Genomic DNA, 19,070 nt, shown 5'->3' on the forward strand with positions numbered 1-19,070 from the left:
TTACATCGGTTGGTCAGGAAAGCAAACGTTGTGAGCGCGAATCTGGAAATTTCCCGTGACCCCGGTATGCTGCTCCTCGACGCCCAGACCCATCGGCCCTCCCGACGCTATGATCTTCAACTTCATCATTTTTCTCCTGACCCTTGTCGCCATGGAAGGGGTCGGCTTCCTCGCCCACAAGTACGTGATGCACGGCTGGGGCTGGTTCCTGCACAAGTCCCACCACGAAGAACAGCTCGGCGCGTTCGAAACCAACGACCTCTATCTGCTGGCCCTGGCCCTGGTGGCGATCGCGCTGATCGTTGCCGGCAACAGCGGCCATGATCCATTGCAGTGGGTGGGCGCCGGCGTTGCGGCGTTCGGTCTGCTCTACGTGTTTATTCACGATGGCATGGTCCATCGTCATTGGCCTGCGCGACCACGGCCGCGCAGCCGCTACCTCAAACGCCTCTACCACGCGCATCTCATGCATCACGCGGTGAAAGGCCGACGCAACAGCGTGTCCTTCGGCTTCCTTTACGCGCCCTCGGCAGCGACGCTGCAACAGCAGCTGCGCGATCATCGTTCTGCCCCCCGTGACGAGCGTTGTCGAGACAGCGCCGGCGCGGCCATGGGCACGGATCTGCAGAACGGCTGAACGGACTCCACGCCGGACCGGTCATTAGTTTCACGTGCGTCACGCTGTTGCGCGTCGTGTTGCTGTCGTAGCACTGACGGTCAGTCGTCTCACGCTGTTAATCAACGCGAATTCCTTCTCCGGAGAACCCCATGACTCAAGCATCGACACAGGCAACGGGCAAGACCGTCACCTTCAAACGCCCCGACGGCAAAGAGTTGAGTGGCTACCTGGCCAGCCCGGCCAAGACCGACGGCGCACCGGCCGTGGTGGTGATTCAGGAATGGTGGGGCCTGAACGACCAGATCCGTGGCGTGGCCGATCGGCTTGCCGCGTCGGGCTATCTGGCGCTGGTGCCTGATCTGTACCGTGGCGAAATGACGGTCGAGGAAGAAGAAGCCCATCACCTGATGGACAAACTCGACTTCGCCGACGCCGCCACCCAGGACATCCGCGGCGCCGTGCAATACCTCAAGGGCCACAGCCAGAAAGTCGGCGTCACCGGCTTCTGCATGGGCGGCGCGCTGACCCTGTTGGCGCTGAACTTCATCCCCGAACTGTCTGCCGGCGTGGTGTTCTACGGCATGCCGCCGCTGGAATTCCTCGACCCTGCGGCGATCAAGGTGCCGGTACTGGCGCATTGGGGCACCCAGGATGAGTTCTTCCCGGCGGACGGCGTCGATCAGCTCGAAGCCAAACTCAGCGAAGGCGGCGTGGACCTGGAATTCCACCGCTACCTGGCCCACCACGCCTTTGCCAACGAAGAAGCCGTAGGACCTGGCCGGATTCCGGGCACGCAATACGACCCGGTGTGGGCGCAGCTGGCCATGGACCGCACGCTGACGTTCTTCGGCCGCACGCTGTGGGGTTGATGAGAGCGGCGCTTGAGTAGCTGCTAGCGTTACTGCACCCCGAACAGCGCCGTCCAGTAAATGCCGGCGTCGCTTTTCGGGTCGGTGGCGTACGCAGCGCCCAGGTCATGAAACTGCGGGTTCATGAGGTTGGCGCAATGGCCGGGGCTGGCAAGCCAGCCTTCGACCACCTTGCGCGCGTTGTCCTGGCCGGCGGCAATGTTCTCGCCGATCTGCTGGCCGATGTACCCGGCCAGCTCCGCACGGTCCCCCGGCGTCCCGCCATTGCGACCCTTGTGATCGAAATAATTGTTGTTGGCCATGGAACGCGAGTGGCTCTCGGCTGCGCTCATCAGGGTGTCGTTCCACACCAGCGGCGCCGCCGCAGGAAACGACTGGGCGCCACATTGCTGCGGCTGCTTGCGCGCTTCATTGATCAGCCCCAGCAGTTTCTGGCCCTCGGCCTGCGCATTTCCCAACCCGCCCGCCAGCAGCGGACGTGCCAGCACGATGCGCCAGTCGCGGTCGTTGCGGCTGACGCCGATGTCGACGAACTGCGGATTGAGCACCACCTGACAAAAACTTTCCTGAATGGCGGCCATCGCCGCTTGCGCGTCGCGCGGGCCCGAAAGTGTGATCGCCTGGACGCTGACCATCGGATACGACGCCCGGGCCAGCATCGGCTGCAGGTCCACCGTGCCACTGGCCGGCAGGTTCAGGCGCGGGTCGCTGTTGAGTGGCGGCAGCTCGGTCGACGCCACATTGGCGCAAGGCTGGGCCTGGCTGCGGTAGGTATTGATTGACTGGATCAGCTGCGTTTCTTCGCCGGCCACGGCTGTCCCTGCCATCAGCAGCGCCAGGGGCACAACAGCGAGACACTGGATGAATGATCTGAAACGCATGGAAATCTCCCTCGAACTGACGCGCCCACGGTGCGCGATTTTACCTGTCGCGATTAGTCTGAACTGCACAAACCGTGGAGGTTGCAGCGATGAGCAGGGTTTTTGCAATAGCCGGCGTGAAAACCCGGTGTTTCGCCGCATGCTGCACGCCGATGCGTGACTGAACGGGCGCGAAGGGAGAGGGCGTTTGTTGAATCTGCGCGCGGGCGGTAGTCGTCACACCGGCTGAGCCACATAATCAGCGCTCGACCCTGCGGTGCGACCTCGATGACCACGACCATTCAGCGACTGACCCCGGAATATGCCTCGGCGTATCGAGCCCTGATGCTTGAAGCGTACGCCCTCCATCCTGATGCGTTTACCTCCGACGTCGGCGAGCGCGAAGCTTTGCCGATCAGTTGGTGGGAAAAGCGGCTTGTGGTCGGGCCTGACGCGAAAGAGGTGGTGTTTGGCGCCGTTGAATCAGGCAGTTTGCTGGGGGTTGCCGGCCTGTCCCTGGAAACCAGAAGGAAAGCCCGCCACAAATCCACGCTGTTCGGGATGTATGTTCCCCACGCCCATCGCGGCAAAGGCATTGGCCACGACCTGATCAGCAGCGTGTTGGCCTACGCCCGTAGCCAGCCACCGCTGTTGCTGGTCCAGTTGACCGTCACCGACGGCAACCGCGGCGCGCAGGGCTTATACGAACGGATGGGCTTTGTCCCGTTTGGGGTGGAGCCGTATGCGGTGGCGGTGGGAGAGCAGTATGTGTCGAAGGTGCACATGTGGTGCGATTTGCGGCGTTCCGGGCCTGAGATCGGCTGAAGCCGGGCGCACTGTTGGATCACGGTCGATTAGTGGGACCGGCTTTAGCCGGGAAGAGGCCAGTGCGTGCGCCATCCAATTTGCGGTATGGCCTCCGACGCCTTCCCGGCTGAAGCCGGTCCCACTGTTGGATCGCGGTCTGTCAGGGGGACTGGCTTTAGCCGGGAAGAGGCCAGTGCGTACGCCATCCAATTTGCGGCGCGGCCTCCGACGCCGTCCCGGCTGAAGCCGGTCCTACTGTTGGATCGCGGTCGGTTAGTGGGACTGGCTTTAGCCGGGAAGAGGCCAGCGCGTGCGCCATCCAGTTTGCGGTATGGCCTCCGACGCCTTCCCGGCTGAAGCCGGTCCCACTGTTGGATCGCGGTCGATTAGTGGGACCGGCTTTGGCCGAGAATGGGCCAGTGTTTAGACCCACAATTTTGCAGCGCGCCTACCGACGCTTTCCCGGCTGAAGCCGGTCCCACTGTTGGATCGCGGTCGGTGAGGGACTGGCTTCAGCCGGGAAGAGGCCAGTATGTGCGCCATCCAATTTGCGGTATGGCCTCCGACGCCTTCCTGGCTGAAGCCGGTCCTACTGTTGGATCGCGGTCCTGCTTTAACCATCTAGCGCTCGATCGTGCGGCTCCAGCGGGCGTTCCATTCCGGGCGGACCTGGTTGACCTGATCCCAGTCGATGGTCACGGCGGTTTCCAGGTATTTGTTCATGGCTTCGACCTGGCCACGGGTCTTGTCGGTGGTCGGGGTTTTCGGGTTGGACGGGATCTGGTCGCCCATTTCCAGGGCCGGCGCCTGGGCTTCCGGGGTCAGCAGGAAGGCCGCGAGTTTCTGCGCCAGTTCCGGCTGGTCGTTGTTGGCGATGGTGCATTCGGCCACGTTCAACACCACACCGCCTTCCTTCGGCGGCGCGTATTCCACCGGCACGCCCTTGAGCTTGAGCGCGGTGACCTGGGTCGGCGTCAGCGGGAACAGCGCCGCTTCGCCGGTCTGCACCATCTCCGATATCTTCGCGGAACTGGCGATGTACTCCAGCACGTTCGGCCCCACCGTCTTTGGCCACGCCTTGAAACCCGGCTCGACGTTGGTTTCGTTGCCGCCCTGCAACCGGTTGAACATCAGAAAACCGTGCAGCCCGAACGTAGAAGAGGCCAGCGACTGGAACACCAGCTTCTCTTTATATTTAGGGTCCGCCATGTCGGCCCAGGACGTCGGCGCGCTCCAGCCATTGTCCTTGAACATCTTGGTGTTGTAGGCAAGCCCGGTGACGCCAAGGCTGACGGCCACCGCTTCGTCCTTGATCTTGCCCTTGGCCGGGATGTCCGCCAGGCTCGCGCTCGGATTCAGCTTGCCGCACAGGCCCATGGAAATGGCGCGGTACATGATCCCGTCGTCGAGGAACATCACGTGCATCTGCGGATTGTCCTTGCTGGCCTGAACCTTGGCGAGGATGTCCGAGGACGTGCCTGGCACGATCACCACCTTGACGTTGTTGGCTTTCTCGAACGCGGGCAGCACGTTGTCGGCGTACAAGCGCTCCATGGTGCCGCCGTTCATGCCCAGGTACAGCGTCGGTTCGGCCTGTACGGGCATCGAAGCAACAAACACGGCAAACGGCAGGCAAGACAAGCCAGTCAGGGCAACACGTTTCATATGAGTCATGGGTTCGACCTTCCTCTGAGCAATGGAATGACGTTATCGGTGCCGGACGGCACGACGATGGCAGGCGATGAAGTGCGCGGTTGCGATTGAAAGCGTGTGATCGAGAACAGCGTCAGGTCGATGTTCGGCGCCCCGGCACAGACCATCTGCGCCAGCGCCTCGCCCGCCGCCGGGCCAATCTGAAAGCCCGATCCCGCAAAGCCGAAGCCGTGCAGTAAACCGGGTTGCGTGGAACTGGCACCCAGGACCGGTTCGCGGTCGGGCAGATAACCTTCGGTGCCGCTCCAGGTGCGAATGGCCTGGGCACCGGCCAGCGGCGGGTACAGCTCAACGGCGTTGCGCAGGATCTCCAGAATCGCCGCCTGACCGGGACGCGCGGTGGCCGGGTCCAGCGGAAAACCCTGACCGCCGCCCAGCACGCAATTGCCCCGCGCCACCTGACGGGCATAGATGCCGCCGCCCTCGACGCCGGTGCTGACGTCCATGAACATCGGCAGCGGCTCGGTCACCAGCATCGCCGGGTGGCCCGCGCGCATCGGCACCGGTTCACCGAACTGCTGGGCCAGTTGAGCCGCCCAGGCGCCGGCGCAATTGAGCAGCCAAGGTCCACGAAAGCACTGATCATCGGCGGTCCGCACGACAAACGCCTGACCGTCATGGCTGACCGCACTGACGTGGGCCTGCTCGAACGTCTGCGCACCGGCGCGGCGCGCAGCAAAGGCAAACGCCGGAGAAACGAGGCGCGGATTGGCATGGCCATCGTCGGCACACAGCGAGGCGCCCACCGCCACGTCCCCGGCCCAGGGAAAACGCGCGCGCAACTGGGCGTGGTCGAGCAACTGCAGCTGCATCCCAAATCCCCGGGACGCCTCTTCATAGGCGACCAGCGCGGCCATGTCCTTGTCACTGCGGGCCAGCTTGAGATGCCCGGAGCGCACGTATTCGCCGTCAGTGCCGATCAACGCGTGCAGGTCTCCCCAGATTTCATGGGCGCGCCGGGACAGCGGCAGTTGCGACAACGGCCGGCCCTGACGGCGCACGCCGCCGTAGTTCACACCGCTTGAGTGAGAGCCGAAAAAGTCCCTTTCCAGCAGCGCCACGCGTTTGCCGCTCAGGGCGAGAAACAGCGCCGCCGAGGCGCCGACAATCCCTCCTCCAATCACCACCGCATCCACCTCGACGGGCTGGGTCATTGTTCTGCCTCCACGCCAAATGGCAGCGGCTTGATCGGTGCCTGCCCACGCAATCGACCAACGCAGGCAACCTCGCGGCCCGATGCGTGAGCGACGATTTCCGTCGCGGCCAGCCCACACATGCGCCCCTGACAGCGGCCCATGCCGACCCGGCACATGGCCTTGACCCGGTTGATTTCCCAATGTCCCTCGGCCACGGTCTGGCGGATCTCGCCGGCGCTGACTTCCTCGCAACGGCAGACGATCAGGCTGTCCGGCGCCTTGGCCGCCCAGTCTTCGGGGAACGGGAATGCGGTTTCCAGCCCCTGGCGAAACCGCTGGATGGCTTCCAGTTGGCGCTGTAATTCGATGCTGCGGGCGCGGTCGATGCGGTAGCCGAGATCGCCGAGCAAGGTCAGCGCCGCCAGTTCGCCGGCCATTTCGGCGGCGTCGGCGCCCATGATGCCCGCGCCATCACCGGCCAGATAAACCCCCTCGACGCTGCTGCGTCCGGCGGCGTCGCGGGTCGGCAGCCAGGCACGGTTCAACGCGCTCCAGGCGAAGTCGCAGCCGAGCAGATCGGCCAGCTGGGTTTCGCTGCGCAGGGCATGGGCGAACGCGACCGCATCACAGGCCAGGTCCTTGAGCTGCTTGCCCTGCTGCCAGCTGACCCCGCTGACCCGTCGCTCGCCCTGAATGTCATGCAGATGAACGCCTTGGTGGACCGGGACACCGTGGGCCGTCAGCCAGGCGCGGTAATAAAGCCCTTTGGCCAGCGTCGACGGTTGCCCGAGCAGCGCGGGCAGGGCGCGGGTCTGGGCGGAGAAGGGCGAGCTGTCGAGCACCGCCGCCACCGTCGCACCGGCCTTGGCGTATTGATACGCCACCAGATACAACAGCGGCCCGCTGCCGGCAAAGACCACGCGCTGACCGATGGCGCAGCCCTGAAACTTCAGCGCGATCTGCGCCGCGCCGAGGCTGTAGACGCCGGGCAATGTCCAGCCCGGTACCGGCAGGATGCGGTCGGTGGCCCCGGTGGCCACGATCAGATGCTTGAACGGGACCTGCGCCGCGCGGCCATTGTGCAGGGTATCGAGGGTGCGCGATTCGGCGTTCCACACCAACGTCTCGGGACGGTAGTCGATCTCAGCCTGCAACTGATCGAGGGTGGTGTGAACCGACTCGGCCTTGCCCGCTTCGAAACCGTACAGCGCCTTCGCCGACCGTTTGAAATGCTCCGGCTGGCGTCGATAGACCTGACCGCCGCCGCGCAGGCTTTCATCCAGCAGACAAGGGCGCAGACCGTGGGCAAGCAGCGTCTGCGCCGCGCGAATTCCGGCGGGGCCGGCGCCGACGATGACCGTGCTCGCACCCGAGGTCGCTGGCGCGTTGACGGCCTCGCTGACGGCTCCGTTTTTCGCCCCGTTCATAGGCTGCGCCCCGGATCGCGGGTCACGCAGACATTGGCTTCGAGCAGCGTCGAGCAGGCCCGCACCCGGCGGCCGTCGCCCAGTTTCACCCAGCAATCCTGGCACGCGCCCATCAGGCAGAAACCGGCCCGGGGTTCGCCGCTGAAGTCGCTGCCGCGCAATGAGTCTTCTGCCGTCAGCACCGCCGTGAGCACTGTATCGCCCTGCAAGCCGCTGGCCGGCTGACCGTCGAGGGTGAAGGGCAGCACGGCGCGGTCGCGTTCGGTCAGTCGTTTCAGCAAGGCCATGGCGTGCGCTCCATCGGGCAAAGGTGGGTAAACCGAACAGTCATCAATGCCTCCCCACCAGCACACGGTCCAGGCCATACACCCGGTCGAGAATGATCATGGTCGCCGCCGTCAGCGCAATGACCAGCGCGGAAACCGCCGCCATCATCGGGTCGATGGATTCGGTGGCGTACACGTACATGCGCACCGGCAGGGTCTGGGTCGAGGGCGAGGTGACGAAGATCGAGAGCGTGACTTCATCGAAGCTGTTGATGAACGCGAGCAGCCAGCCACCGGCCACGCCGGGCAGGATCATCGGCAGGGTGATCAGGCGGAACAGCGTGAAGCGGCTGGCACCGAGGGATTCGGCGGCCTGCTCGGCGCTGCGGTCCATGCCGATGGAGGCGGCAATCACCAGGCGCAGCACGTACGGCGTGATCACCACCACGTGGGCGAACATCAGCCAGACGAAACTGCCGTTCACGCCCATCAGCGCGAACAGGCGCAGCATCGCCACCCCCAGCACCAGATGGGGAATGATGATCGGCGACAGGAACAGGCCGTTGAGGAAGTCGCGGCCGGGAAAGCGATAGCGAGTGATCGCCAACGCCGCTGGCACCGCAATCAACGTCGCCAGCGTGGCGGCGGCCACCGCCAGAATCAGGCTGTTATAGAAGGACTGAATGAAGTCGGCGCGCTCGAACACCGCCCTGAACCAGCGCAGGGAAAACCCGTGCCACGGCAGGCTGAGCGTGTTCTCCGGGGTGAAGGCCACCAGGCACACCACCACCAGCGGCGCCAGCATGAACACCACCACCAGGGCATGAAACGACAGGGCCAGAGGACCGTTCTTGGACATCGCTCATTCCCCCAGGGATTTTTTATAGCGGCCTTCGACCAGCCGGTTCCACGACAGCATGACCAGCAGGTTGATCAGCAGCAGCGCTACGGCAATCGCCGCGCCCATGGGCCAGTTGAGTTCCGAGAGGTATTGGTCGTAGACGACGGTGGCGACCATCTTCAGGCGCCTCCCGCCGAGCAGTCCGGGGATGGCAAACGAGCTGGCGGACAGGCCAAAGACGATCAACGTCCCCGACAGCACGCCGGGCATCACTTGAGGCAACACCACCCTGCGCATCACTTGCGCCTGAGTCGCGCCAAGGGACAGCGCGGCCTGTTCAGCGGAGGCGTCGAGCTTTTGCAGTGAGGTCCACACCGGGATGATCATGAACGGCAGCATCACGTGGACCAGCGCCAGAATCACCGCGAACGGCGTGTAGAGCATCTTGATCGGTCGACCGCCGAGGGCCTGGATCGCCTGATTGATCAAGCCGTCGGCGCCCAGCAACAGGCTCCAGCCAAACGCCCGCACCACCACCGAAATCAGCAGCGGCGTGAGGATCAGGATCAGGAAAATCGACCGCCACGGGGTGCCCATGCGGCTGAGGATGTAGGCCTCGGGCACGCCGATCACTACGCACAGCAGGGTCACCAGCGCGCTGATCCAGAAGGTGCGCAGGAAGATCTCGTAGAAGTACGAATCGGTGAGCAGATTGGTGTACTGCGCCAGCGTCCACTCACCGCCCTTGACCCCGATTTCGTAGTCGAACACGTTGAACGACAGCACCAGCGTCAGCAGCAACGGCAGCACCAGCAGGCCGAAGAACAGCGCCAGGGCCGGCGCCGACAGCAGGTACCCGCGTCCGGTGTCGCGCAGCACACTCATGCCGGCACCTCGTCGACGCCCAACACCCGCAGCAGGTCCGACGGCCAGTCCAGGCCCACCGCGAAGCCTTCGTTCATCGGCGCGTCGCCATCGTTGCGGCGCACCACAGTGATTTCGCCGATGGGCGTTTCGATGCGGTACAGCCACTGGCTGCCGAGGAAGTAGCGCATGACCACACGGCCTTGCAGGCGACCGGTCCCCGCAGGCACCAGGTCGATTTTTTCGGGGCGCAGGCTTAACACCAGCTCGCCGTCGCCAGGCTCATGGCGTACTTGGGCCGCGCCGCTGGCATCGCGATCGCCGCGCAGCAGATTGGCCTTGCCGACGAAGCCGGAGATGAAACGCGTACGGGGGTGTTCGTAGAGGTGGTAGGGCTCGTCGATCTGGGTGATGCGCCCGGCCTGCATCACCACGACGCGATCGCTGATGGACAGCGCTTCGGCCTGGTCGTGGGTGACCATCAGGGTGGTGATGCCGACTTCGCGCTGGATGCGGCGGATCTCGAACTGCATCTCTTCGCGCAGGTTGGCGTCGAGGTTGGACAGCGGTTCGTCCAGCAGCAACACCGGCGGCTCGATCACCAGCGCCCGGGCCAAAGCCACCCGCTGACGCTGGCCGCCGGACAGCTCGCGAGGGTAACGCTCGGCATGGGGCGTGAGGCGCACCAGTTCCAGCACCCGGGAGACGCGGCGCTCGATGTCGGCGGCGGAGACTTTGCGCATTTTCAGGCCGAAGGCGACGTTGTCGCGCACGGTCATGTGCGGGAACAGCGCATAGGACTGAAACACCACGCCCAGCCCGCGACTGGCCGGCTTGGCGTGGGTGATGTCGCGGCCGTCCAGCAGGATGCGGCCGGCGCTCACATCAACGAAGCCGGCGATCATTTGCAGGGTGGTGGTTTTGCCGCAGCCGGAGGGGCCGAGCAGGGAGACGAATTCGCCTTGCTCCACGGAAAGGTCAGTGGCCACGACGACATCGATGGGGCCGTAGCGTTTGCACAGTGCCTGGAGTTGAAGAAAAGCCATGGCTGCGTTCCACCTTTTTTCGTGCACACCGAAGGCGTGCGTTTTTTATGGGCAGATGCGAAGAGAAGTGCTGCGTGTGGCCGTGGACGCTGGCGCTCGATCGGTGTCGGCTGCCGCTGTTATTCAAATCGCCCTGTGGACCGATCCTAGGCCCAAGACTAGGATGCGCTCAACGAGCAATTTCATTGAGTGAGTAGTTTTTGCGAATTCATTCAATCAGCGAAAAGAAATGAGGATCGGGGCGAAATGGATTCCACTGAGCGGAAGAGCGCTGAGAAAGAAACAGGGGTTGGTGCGGTCTCTCGCGTGTTTGCCGTGCTGCGGGCGCTGGGCAATTGTCCCGATGGCAGTGAACGGGTCACACAACTGGCGCAGCAGGTGGGTCTGTCGCAACCGACCACCCACCGTTTGCTGCGCAGCCTGATGGACGAGGGCATGGTCGAGCAGGACCTGCGCAGCAAGCGTTACCGCCTGAGCCTGGAATTTTTCGCCCTTGCCGCGCGCGCCGGACAGTCCGGCAACCTGCGCGACGTGGTGCGGCCGAGTTTGCTGCGCCTATCGGCCTCGTTGGGGGACTCGTTGTTTCTGCTGGCCCGCAGTGGTTTCGATGCGGTGTGTCTGGACCGCAGCGAAGGGCCGTACCCGATCCGCACCTTCACCGGCGACATCGGCGGTCGGGTGGCACTGGGCGTGGGGCAGGGCAGTCTGGCGATCCTGGCGTTTCTGCCGGAAGAAGAACGCGAGACCGTCATCCGCTACAACTTGCCGCGCCTGCGGGATTTCCACCTCTACGACGAAGTAATGCTGCGCTCGGAAATCGACACAGTGAGGCGGACCGGCTACGCCGCGCGCAACACCGGCGTGCTGGAAGGCATGGCGGGTCTGGCGGTGCCGATTCTCGACCGCGATGGCCGGGCCGTGGCGGCGTTGAGCGTGGCCACCCTCAGCGACCGCCTCAGTGCAGACCGCATGCCCACGGTGGTGGACATGCTCAAGCGCGAGGCAACGGCGATCAGCCAGAAGATCAATCCCTTCGATCCGGTGCTGCGCCGCCCCTCTCAGGTGTTCGGTCAGCGAGAATGACTGCCGCTGCCGACACACTCATCTGAATCCCTTTCAGTACATTTCGATAACCGTTTGATTGGGCTGCAGGCCTTGCTCTTGGGGCTTCTCAGCCGTTCGTCGGATCTGCCGGGCCGGCCTTCAAGAAGCCCTGCGCAGGGTCGAAGCACTCTGTGCAGGCGCCTCGTTTTCGGACCGCTCCGACGCGATGGCACAGGGATGTGGCAAGCCGCAAAAACTCCGGGTGATCCTCGGAGCAGGTTGTCCTCCCTTTTGAGATCCTCCTATGTCGAAATCCCTGAGATTGCAGATCCTCGCGCTGCTCAGCGGCAGCCTCGTGCTGGTCGTGCTGATTGCCCTGGCGTGTTTCCAGTTCCTGTCCAGCAACGTCCACGCCTATCGCGGTCTGCTTGAGGGGCCGTTGCACGCCTCGCAACTGGTCGATCAGGCCAACCTGCAGTTCAAGGTTCAGGTGCAGGAATGGAAGAACGTGCTGCTGCGCGGCAAACAGCCGGCCGACCGCGACAAGTTCTGGGCGCAGTTCGAAGACCAGGAACGCCAGGTGCAGGACACCCTCGGCAGCCTGAGTGCAATGGACGGGCTGGACCCCGCGACCAAAACCCAGGTCGACGCGCTGCGCAACGAGCACCGCACCCTCGGCGTGGCCTACCGCAAAGGCCGTGACGCTTACATTGCCTCCGGTGGCGATCCGGTTGCCGGTGACATGGCCGTCAAAGGCGTTGACCGTGCCGCCAGTGAGCAGATGACCGGCCTGGTGGTTGGCCTGCGCAAGCAAAGTGACCAGCAGTCGACGATCCTCAGCAGCACCGCCGACCGGACCATCCTTATCGGCACGCTGGTCATGCTCGCCTCGGCGTTGCTGGTCGGCGTGCTCACCCTGTGGATGGTCAACCGCAACATCGTCGGCCCGATCCGCATGTTGATCGAATACGTCGCGCAACTGAGTCAGGGCAAGTTCAGCGACCGCGTCAGCATCACCCGTCAGGACGAGCTGGGACGTCTGGCCGTTGCGGCGAACACGCTGCGGGATTTCCTTGCCGACACCTTTACCCGCCTCAAGCGCAGCACCACCGACCTGGACAGTGCCGGTGGCGAACTGAAGGCGATTGCCGCACTGATGGCCCAGGGCACCCACGAGCAGTTCGAGCGCACCGATCAGGTGGCAACGGCGATGACCGAAATGTCCGCCACCGCCCAGGAAGTCGCCCGCCACGCGGCTCAGGCCGCCCAGGCCGCTGACGAAGCGGATCGCAGTTCCCAGGAAGGCAGCAAGGTGATGGGCGCGACCATCACAGCGATCACCCAGATGCGCACCGAGATCAGCAACACCGCCAACGTCATTCGCCGTCTGGAAACCGACAGCGGGCGCATCGGCAAGGTGCTGGAAGTGATTCGCGGCATCGCCGAGCAGACCAATCTGCTGGCGCTGAACGCGGCCATCGAAGCAGCCCGTGCCGGCGATGCCGGGCGCGGTTTTGCGGTGGTTGCCGACGAAGTGCGCACGCTGGCCCAGCGCACCGCGGCCTCGACGGCGGAAATCAACCAGATCATCAGCTCGGTGCAGACCGGCGCCGTCGATGCTGCCCAAGCCATTGAAAGCGGGCAGGCCCGCAGCCAGGAAAGCGTCGATCAGGTGGCGCTGGCAGGCTCCTCGCTGGAACGCATTACCAGTGCCGTGGAAGCCATCCGTGACATGAACCGCCAGATTGCGACGGCTGCGGAAGAGCAGACGTCCGTGGCCGAAGACATCTCCCGCAACCTGACGGAAATCACTGCGATTGCCACCACCAACCAGGACAACGTCCAGCGCACGCAGACCGCGAGTCAGGATCTCCATGTGTTGTCGGTGGGGTTGAATGACGTGATCTCGCGGTTGAGTGCCTAGAACTCGGATGTTCATAAGCCGGTCCCACTGACGCACTGCGATCACTCAGTGATGATCGTTCCCACGCTCCGCGTGGGCATGCAGACCTAGACGCTCCGCGTCCTTGTAGGACCGGCTTTAGCCGGGAAGGCGTCGGGCGTCACATCGCAGAATTGGTGGTGTACAAACGGGCCTCTTCCCGGCTGAAGCCTGTCCTACCAAGCCGCGCGCGTTGCGATTAGCCCTGGCGGAACACCAACGCTTTCAACCCACCCCCTTCCTCGGCATCGGCGAATTCAGGCGGGTTTTCCAACCGCTCGACAAACCGCAACCCCGGCGCTTCCCGGGTCACGCCTTCGATGAGAAAGTCCGCGCCCAGCAGCGGGTCGTTCATGCACGCCAGCACCGTGCCGTCCGGGGTCAACAGTTCCGGCAGTTTGCGCAGCACCCGCTGATAATCCTTGGTCAGCAAAAAGCTGCCTTTCTGAAACGACGGCGGGTCGATGATCACCAGATCATAGGGCCCCGTGCTTTTTACCTTGCCCCAAGACTTGAACAGCTCGTGGCCGAGAAAAGTGACCTTGCTCAGGTCATGGCCATTCAAGCGATGGTTGTCGCGGCCGCGACTCAGCGCAGCCCGGGACATGTCCAGATTGACCACACACTCCGCGCCACCCTCGATCGCCGCCACCGAAAACCCGCAGGTGTAGGCAAACAGATTCAGCACCCGCTTGCCCGCTGCATTGGCCCGCACCCAGTCGCGACCGTAGCGCATGTCGAGGAACAGCCCGGTGTTCTGTTTTTTGCCGAAATCCACGAGATAACGCAGGCCGCCCTCGGTCAGCGTCCATTCCTCCAGCACCTCGCCCAACAGCGCCTCGGTGTGGCTGTCCGGCAGATAGCGGTGCTGCAACAACAGCGTGTGGGCGCGGGATTGCTGCCACGCCGGTGACTCGATCAGCCTGGACAGCCGCTGCTTCAGGGCTTCCAGCTCATCGGCGCCTGGCGCCTTGAACAGCGACACCAGCACCACGCGCTGCATCCAGTCGACGGTCAGTTGCTCGAGCCCCGGCCAGCGTCGGCCACGGCCGTGAAACAGGCGGCGAGTCTCGGCGGGCGGGGCGGCGAGGGCGGTCTGGAGGTGGGAGTCGAGCAGGTCGAGGGCGTCGGCATTCATCGGTGGGCGGCAGGTCGGCAGTGGGAAAGGGGCGGCATTCTAAACCCATTTCCCGGCGAACGACGGCGCCATGCCGTCGAACGTCGTTCCCCCGACCTTCAACTCCGTGGATCAGGTAGCTGGCGCGCCCTCGGGTTGATCATGGGCCACGGCTTCGCCGGTTTCCGGCACCGCCAGCCACAGCAGCACGAACGCCACGGCCGCAATCGCCGCCAATGTCAGAAACGCCGCGCTGTAGCCCGCCTCGCGGACGACCAGTCCGGCCAGGCCGTTGCTCAGCGCCGCGCCCAGGCCAAACACTGTCGAGATCGCCCCCAGGCTGACGTTGAAGCGCCCGGTGCCGCGTGTCAGGTCCTTGACCACCAGCGGCAGCAGCGCGCCAAACGCCCCGGCGCCGATGCCGTCCAGCAACTGCACGCCCACCAGCCAGTACGGGTTGTCCGACATCACATACAACACGCCCCGCAGCGGCAGAAAAATGAAGCCGGCGAGCAACAAGGGTTTGCGCCCCCAGACGTCGGCTTTCGCCCCCACCAGCCAGGCCACTGGCACCATCACCAACTGCGCGGCGACGATGCAGGCGGAGGTCAGCGGCGTGGCGAGGTTGACGTCGATCTGCGAAAGCTTCTGACTCACCAGCGGCAGCATGGCCGCATTGGCCAGGTGAAACAGCCCGCAGCAGATGGCGAACACCAGCAACGGTCGGTTGTGCAGCAATACCGCCCAGCCGCTGGGCTGGTCCTTACCCTGGTCATGGTTGGGGTCAAAGCCGCGGGCGACGTCGTGGTCAATCGCCGAGGCATCGACAAATGAGACGGCGACGATGCTCGCCAGCGCCATGAACGCCATCAGGTAGAACACCGCAATCGGCCCGAACATCCATGAAAAAATGCCGGCCAGCAGAGCGGCGCAGGCGTTGCCGGCGTGGTTCCAGGTTTCGTTGCGTCCGGTCCGTCGGGTGAAGGCTTTCGGCCCGGTGATGCCCAGGGAGATGGCGGCGATGGCGGGGGCGAACACCGAGCCCGCGATGGCGCTGATGCTCTGGGTGATCGCCACCCAAGTGAACGCGTGAATGAACGGCAGCGCCAGACACCCGGCGGTCACCAGCAAGGCCGCCACGATCACCACCATCCGCTTGCTGCGGGTGCGGTCAATCAGCGCACCCGCCGGGGTTTGTGTGACCAGCGCGGCGATGCCGGCGAGGGTCATGACCAGTCCGATACTTGCCGGATCCCACTTGTGCACGGCCAGCAGGTAGATCGCGAGGTAGGGCCCGAGCCCATCGCGCACATCCGCCAGAAAGAAGTTAATACCGTCCAGAGAACGGTTGTTGCGCTGATCGGAAGGGTTGCTCAAGGTCGGCCTCATTCTGGCGATGCGCAGGCGGAACGGCTGCGGCATTGCTAAATGACCTGCCGCCGTTGCGTTGGTTCTCCACGCCGTTTCTGCACGCTGTTTCTGAACACTGTTGCGGCCGACGTAAGGGACTTTCTTGTCACGGCGTTTGAATCAAGGGCGGCGCAGGCATAAGCTTCGCGCCATTGAAAGTGCCGGACCTTTCGGGCCCGGCAATCTTCCGGATATTTTTAGCTCAGGAACCGCCATGTCCAGTCTGTTTCCCGCTGCCCGTCCACGCCGTCTGCGCAGCAACGAAAGCTTCCGCTCGCTGTTTCAGGAGAACGAATTCACCCTGAACGATCTGGTGCTGCCGATCTTCGTCGAAGAAGAAATCGACGACTTCGTGCCGATCAACAGCATGCCTGGGGTGCAGCGCATTCCCGAGTCGAAGCTGGCGCAGGAAGTCGAGCGATACGCCCGTGCGGGCATCAAGTCGGTGATGACCTTCGGCGTGTCCCACCACCTGGACGCCACCGGCAGCGACACCTGGCAGGAAAACGGCTTGGTCTCGCGGATCTCGCGGACCATCAAGGCCGCCGTGCCGGAAATGATCGTGATGTCCGACACCTGCTTCTGCGAGTACACCGACCACGGCCACTGCGGTGTGATGCATGGCGGCCATGTCGATAACGACGCGACCATTGAAAACCTCGGCAAGCAGGCCGTCATGGCGGCGCGTGCCGGTGCTGACGTGATTGCCCCCTCGGCGGCCATGGACGGCCAGGTGAAAGCGATTCGTGCCGCCCTCGACGCCGCCGGTTTCACCCAGACGCCGATCATGGCGTACTCGACCAAGTTCGCCTCGGCGCTGTACGGCCCGTTCCGCGAAGCCGGCGGCTCGGCGCTCAAGGGCGACCGTAAAACCTATCAGATGAACCCGATGAACCGTCGTGAAGCCCTGCGCGAATCGCTGCTGGACGAGGCCGAAGGCGCCGATGCGCTGATGGTCAAGCCGGCCGGCGCGTACCTGGACATCATCCGCGACATCCGCGAAGCCTCGAACCTTCCCCTGGCGGCTTATCAGGTCAGCGGCGAGTACGCGATGATCAAGTTCGGCGCCCAGGCCGGCGCCATCGACGAACACCGCGTCGTGCGTGAAACCCTCGGCGCCATCAAGCGCGCGGGCGCGGATCTGATCTTCACGTACTTCGCGATGGACCTGGCGTTGAGCGGAATCTGATTTCCACTCACCAGAGGTTTTGGGGGAGCAGACCGCGGTTTCAAAACATGCCGCAGACCTGTGGCAGTGACCGGGGTGGCGCTCCACCTTACTCACGAAGTCGGACTGTCATTCCCCAGAGAAAGTGGCCGGCAGTCCTGGCCTCTTCGTGAGCAAGCTCACTCCCACCAGTCCAACGAACCGGCCGAAACCCGGGGCGATCCACGATTTTGTGGGCGTGAGCTTGCTCGCGAATGGCTACTGTTGTTTCAACGCCGATTGTCGTTGGGCGACGGCGTTTCATAGGCCGTGTCGATGGCAGCGATTGGCAGCGGTGATTTCAGTTAACAGGGCGTGCTCTCTAGAATCGACCCCTCAGCAATCAACAGACCTTAGGGAGCAACTCATGGCTATTGAAATCGGAATCAACGAGCAAGACCGTGCAGAGATCGTTGAAGGACTGTCCCGGCTGCTCTCCGACACCTACGTGCTGTACCTGAAAACCCACAACTTCCACTGGAACGTCACCGGCCCGATGTTCCGCACGCTGCACCTGCTGTTCGAGGAGCAGTACACCGAACTGGCGACCGCAGTGGACTCCATTGCCGAACGCATCAGAGCCCTGGGCTTCCCGGCACCGGGCACCTATTCCACCTACGCACGGCTGTCGTCGATCAAGGAAGAGCCGGGCGTGCCCGCTGCGACCGACATGATCCAGCAACTGGTTGAAGGGCAGGAAGCGGTGGTACGCACCGCCCGCGACCTGTTCCCGTTGCTGGAGAAGGTCAGCGACGAACCCACTGCCGACCTGCTGACCCAGCGCATGCAGGTTCACGAAAAAGCCGCCTGGATGCTGCGCTCGCTGCTGGAAGGTGACGGTTTCGTTGCCTGACACCTTCATCTCGGCGTGAGACCTATTCCCGGCTAAAGCCGGTCCCACTAAGGCATCGCGGTCACTTGTAGGACCGGCTTCCGCCGGGAAGCTGTTGATTCATTCTTTTGATCTTCCTGCGCAACAAGCCCAGCCACCGCCAATCGTGACTGGGGTGCAGGCGTGACCGGACGAACCCCGAGAAACGAGGGGCCACGCCAGGCGCAAGCAGATCATCATCGCCGGTAGGGTGACTGATGTTTGCGGCGCTCACCCTCCCGAAACAGCGGCAATCGTGACAAGATTGCTCGCGGTTACCGCTTATTTAGAGAGGGCGCGGTCCCGCCACGCGATCCAGCGCTGGCTGACCGGCCGCTGCCCGCATTTCTGGAGAACATCATGGCTCAAGCATCTGCATCCATTCGCATCCCGGTGTCGGCCGAAAAGGTCTGGGCACTCACCGGTGGCTTCCACTCGCTGCACGAGTGGCTGCCGTTCATCAAGAGCAGCGAAGCAAAAGAGGGCGGACGCGTCCGTCACCTGACCACCGACGACGGTGCTGAAATCACCGAGCGCCTGCAGACCTACGATAATTCGGCTCGCACGTACAGCTACTCCATCGACAAAGGACCGTTTCCGATCAAGGACTATCTGGCGACGTTCAAAGTCAAAGAGGATGGCGATGAGGGGGCGTGGGTGGAATGGTCAGGCGTGTTCACCGCCGACGGTGTGACCGATGCGGACGTCGAGGAATTATTCAAGGGGATTTACGTGGGTGGGCTTGAAGCGCTGCAGGCCTATTTCTAAGTCATTGAACAGGTCTGCCGCCGATAATCGCGGGACCGCCAGGCCATTGCGGCCTGGCATTTCGGTGCCTTGCTTGAATCGTCGTGCGTCGGGCTGTCAGGCCCTCAGTGATGCTCTGACACCGTCGCTGCATTGATCAGGTCGTATAAGGCGAACGCGCGGTTGACCAGGAAAACGGTCACAGCGGTGAGGGCAAAGGCATTGATGATGTGCAGGGTCATGGTGGCAAGTCCGTGTCGGGTCTGGGATGACGCGATGTTACG

Annotated in this window: 18 protein-coding genes; 8 read left to right on the forward strand and 10 right to left on the reverse strand. The window is 63.7% G+C overall.

All coding sequences use genetic code 11. The features are described from left to right. The first annotated feature begins 109 nt into the window (after nt 1-109). Together SLW74_RS13810 and SLW74_RS13815 are read left to right on the forward strand one after the other, a co-directional pair. Nucleotides 110-637 carry a sterol desaturase family protein gene (locus SLW74_RS13810; RefSeq protein ID WP_410929257.1) on the forward strand — a complete coding sequence of 176 codons (528 nt, stop codon included), beginning with the start codon at nt 110-112 and terminating at the stop codon, nt 635-637. Nucleotides 638-768: 131 nt separating this feature from the next. Continuing rightward, the gene (locus SLW74_RS13815) at nt 769-1,488 is read left to right on the forward strand and encodes a dienelactone hydrolase family protein (protein WP_192131321.1); all 720 of its coding nucleotides are present in this window, start codon (nt 769-771) and stop codon (nt 1,486-1,488) included. A gap of 29 nt (nt 1,489-1,517) precedes the next feature. Here SLW74_RS13815 and SLW74_RS13820 read toward each other — a convergent pair whose 3' ends face one another. After that, nucleotides 1,518-2,315 carry a CAP domain-containing protein gene (locus SLW74_RS13820; RefSeq protein WP_410929258.1) on the reverse strand — a complete coding sequence of 266 codons (798 nt, stop codon included), beginning with the start codon at nt 2,313-2,315 and terminating at the stop codon, nt 1,518-1,520. 321 nt (nt 2,316-2,636) lie between these two features. Between SLW74_RS13820 and SLW74_RS13825 the strand changes: the two genes are divergently transcribed. After that, nucleotides 2,637-3,173, forward strand: coding sequence for a GNAT family N-acetyltransferase (locus SLW74_RS13825; protein ID WP_410929221.1), 537 nt, complete (start codon nt 2,637-2,639; stop codon nt 3,171-3,173). A gap of 603 nt (nt 3,174-3,776) precedes the next feature. Here the strand turns inward: SLW74_RS13825 and SLW74_RS13830 are convergent. From SLW74_RS13830 to SLW74_RS13860, 7 genes are read right to left on the reverse strand one after another with little or no spacing between them, the layout of a single operon-like run. After that, nucleotides 3,777-4,829 (reverse strand): ABC transporter substrate-binding protein, encoded by a 1,053-nt coding sequence (locus SLW74_RS13830; RefSeq protein ID WP_296314273.1) that lies wholly within the window; start codon nt 4,827-4,829, stop codon nt 3,777-3,779. Continuing rightward, a complete protein-coding gene (locus SLW74_RS13835) occupies nt 4,826-6,022 on the reverse strand; it encodes an NAD(P)/FAD-dependent oxidoreductase (protein WP_410929222.1) in 1,197 nt (398 codons plus the stop codon). Before SLW74_RS13835 ends, SLW74_RS13830 begins: the two co-directional genes overlap by 4 nt. Next, on the reverse strand, nt 6,019-7,431 hold the full coding sequence (locus SLW74_RS13840) for an FAD-dependent oxidoreductase (RefSeq protein WP_410929223.1): 1,413 nt from the start codon (nt 7,429-7,431) through the stop codon (nt 6,019-6,021). Before SLW74_RS13840 ends, SLW74_RS13835 begins: the two co-directional genes overlap by 4 nt. Continuing rightward, nucleotides 7,428-7,718: a (2Fe-2S)-binding protein gene (locus SLW74_RS13845; protein ID WP_410929224.1), complete on the reverse strand. Its 291-nt coding sequence runs from the start codon at nt 7,716-7,718 to the stop codon at nt 7,428-7,430. Before SLW74_RS13845 ends, SLW74_RS13840 begins: the two co-directional genes overlap by 4 nt. Before the next feature lie 43 nt (nt 7,719-7,761). Then, a complete protein-coding gene (locus SLW74_RS13850; RefSeq protein WP_410929225.1) occupies nt 7,762-8,556 on the reverse strand; it encodes an ABC transporter permease in 795 nt (264 codons plus the stop codon). Between the two features lie 3 nt (nt 8,557-8,559). Next, nucleotides 8,560-9,423, reverse strand: coding sequence for an ABC transporter permease (locus SLW74_RS13855; RefSeq protein WP_410929226.1), 864 nt, complete (start codon nt 9,421-9,423; stop codon nt 8,560-8,562). Continuing rightward, nucleotides 9,420-10,448: an ABC transporter ATP-binding protein gene (locus tag SLW74_RS13860; protein ID WP_410929227.1), complete on the reverse strand. Its 1,029-nt coding sequence runs from the start codon at nt 10,446-10,448 to the stop codon at nt 9,420-9,422. The genes SLW74_RS13855 and SLW74_RS13860 overlap by 4 nt, the downstream gene beginning before the upstream one ends. A gap of 246 nt (nt 10,449-10,694) precedes the next feature. Here SLW74_RS13860 and SLW74_RS13865 point away from each other — a divergent pair, with 246 nt between their 5' ends. Continuing rightward, entirely contained in the window at nt 10,695-11,531 is an 837-nt protein-coding gene (locus SLW74_RS13865; RefSeq protein ID WP_296308476.1) for an IclR family transcriptional regulator, read from the forward strand. Nucleotides 11,532-11,796: 265 nt separating this feature from the next. Beyond that, nucleotides 11,797-13,416, forward strand: a complete 1,620-nt coding sequence (locus SLW74_RS13870; RefSeq protein WP_296308474.1) for a methyl-accepting chemotaxis protein — start codon at nt 11,797-11,799, stop codon at nt 13,414-13,416. Nucleotides 13,417-13,633: 217 nt separating this feature from the next. On the opposite strand, the gene SLW74_RS13875 is transcribed toward SLW74_RS13870, so the two are convergent. Together SLW74_RS13875 and SLW74_RS13880 are read right to left on the reverse strand one after the other, a co-directional pair. Then, entirely contained in the window at nt 13,634-14,572 is a 939-nt protein-coding gene (locus tag SLW74_RS13875) for a class I SAM-dependent methyltransferase (protein ID WP_410929228.1), read from the reverse strand. A gap of 111 nt (nt 14,573-14,683) precedes the next feature. Then, nucleotides 14,684-15,928, reverse strand: a complete 1,245-nt coding sequence (locus SLW74_RS13880) for an MFS transporter (protein WP_410929229.1) — start codon at nt 15,926-15,928, stop codon at nt 14,684-14,686. A 247-nt stretch (nt 15,929-16,175) separates the two neighbouring features. On the opposite strand from SLW74_RS13880, the gene hemB reads away from it, so the two are divergent. From hemB to SLW74_RS13895, 3 genes are all read left to right on the forward strand, one after another. Then, entirely contained in the window at nt 16,176-17,150 is a 975-nt protein-coding gene (gene hemB / locus SLW74_RS13885; protein ID WP_065991565.1) for a porphobilinogen synthase, read from the forward strand. Between the two features lie 385 nt (nt 17,151-17,535). Further along, the gene (locus SLW74_RS13890) at nt 17,536-18,021 is read left to right on the forward strand and encodes a Dps family protein (protein ID WP_065991566.1); all 486 of its coding nucleotides are present in this window, start codon (nt 17,536-17,538) and stop codon (nt 18,019-18,021) included. A 378-nt stretch (nt 18,022-18,399) separates the two neighbouring features. Further along, nucleotides 18,400-18,807: an SRPBCC family protein gene (locus SLW74_RS13895; protein ID WP_410929230.1), complete on the forward strand. Its 408-nt coding sequence runs from the start codon at nt 18,400-18,402 to the stop codon at nt 18,805-18,807. The last annotated feature ends 263 nt before the right edge of the window (nt 18,808-19,070 follow it).

It is taken from the genome of Pseudomonas sp. W5-36 (assembly GCF_046540455.1).
Classification (GTDB): Bacteria; Pseudomonadota; Gammaproteobacteria; order Pseudomonadales; family Pseudomonadaceae; genus Aquipseudomonas; species Aquipseudomonas graminis_B.

Excerpts from the sequence above, each read along its gene's own strand:
- SLW74_RS13810 (WP_410929257.1), top strand. The coding sequence starts at position 110 with ATGATCTTCAACTTCATCATTTTTCTCCTGACCCTTGTCGCCATGGAA.
- SLW74_RS13815 (WP_192131321.1), top strand. The coding sequence starts at position 769 with ATGACTCAAGCATCGACACAGGCAACGGGCAAGACCGTCACCTTCAAA.
- SLW74_RS13820 (WP_410929258.1), bottom strand. The coding sequence starts at position 2,315 with ATGGCAGGGACAGCCGTGGCCGGCGAAGAAACGCAGCTGATCCAGTCA.
- SLW74_RS13825 (WP_410929221.1), top strand. The coding sequence starts at position 2,637 with ATGACCACGACCATTCAGCGACTGACCCCGGAATATGCCTCGGCGTAT.
- SLW74_RS13830 (WP_296314273.1), bottom strand. The coding sequence starts at position 4,829 with ATGACTCATATGAAACGTGTTGCCCTGACTGGCTTGTCTTGCCTGCCG.
- SLW74_RS13835 (WP_410929222.1), bottom strand. The coding sequence starts at position 6,022 with ATGACCCAGCCCGTCGAGGTGGATGCGGTGGTGATTGGAGGAGGGATT.
- SLW74_RS13840 (WP_410929223.1), bottom strand. The coding sequence starts at position 7,431 with ATGAACGGGGCGAAAAACGGAGCCGTCAGCGAGGCCGTCAACGCGCCA.
- SLW74_RS13845 (WP_410929224.1), bottom strand. The coding sequence starts at position 7,718 with ATGGCCTTGCTGAAACGACTGACCGAACGCGACCGCGCCGTGCTGCCC.
- SLW74_RS13850 (WP_410929225.1), bottom strand. The coding sequence starts at position 8,556 with ATGTCCAAGAACGGTCCTCTGGCCCTGTCGTTTCATGCCCTGGTGGTG.
- SLW74_RS13855 (WP_410929226.1), bottom strand. The coding sequence starts at position 9,423 with ATGAGTGTGCTGCGCGACACCGGACGCGGGTACCTGCTGTCGGCGCCG.
- SLW74_RS13860 (WP_410929227.1), bottom strand. The coding sequence starts at position 10,448 with ATGGCTTTTCTTCAACTCCAGGCACTGTGCAAACGCTACGGCCCCATC.
- SLW74_RS13865 (WP_296308476.1), top strand. The coding sequence starts at position 10,695 with ATGGATTCCACTGAGCGGAAGAGCGCTGAGAAAGAAACAGGGGTTGGT.
- SLW74_RS13870 (WP_296308474.1), top strand. The coding sequence starts at position 11,797 with ATGTCGAAATCCCTGAGATTGCAGATCCTCGCGCTGCTCAGCGGCAGC.
- SLW74_RS13875 (WP_410929228.1), bottom strand. The coding sequence starts at position 14,572 with ATGAATGCCGACGCCCTCGACCTGCTCGACTCCCACCTCCAGACCGCC.
- hemB (WP_065991565.1), top strand. The coding sequence starts at position 16,176 with ATGTCCAGTCTGTTTCCCGCTGCCCGTCCACGCCGTCTGCGCAGCAAC.
- SLW74_RS13890 (WP_065991566.1), top strand. The coding sequence starts at position 17,536 with ATGGCTATTGAAATCGGAATCAACGAGCAAGACCGTGCAGAGATCGTT.
- SLW74_RS13895 (WP_410929230.1), top strand. The coding sequence starts at position 18,400 with ATGGCTCAAGCATCTGCATCCATTCGCATCCCGGTGTCGGCCGAAAAG.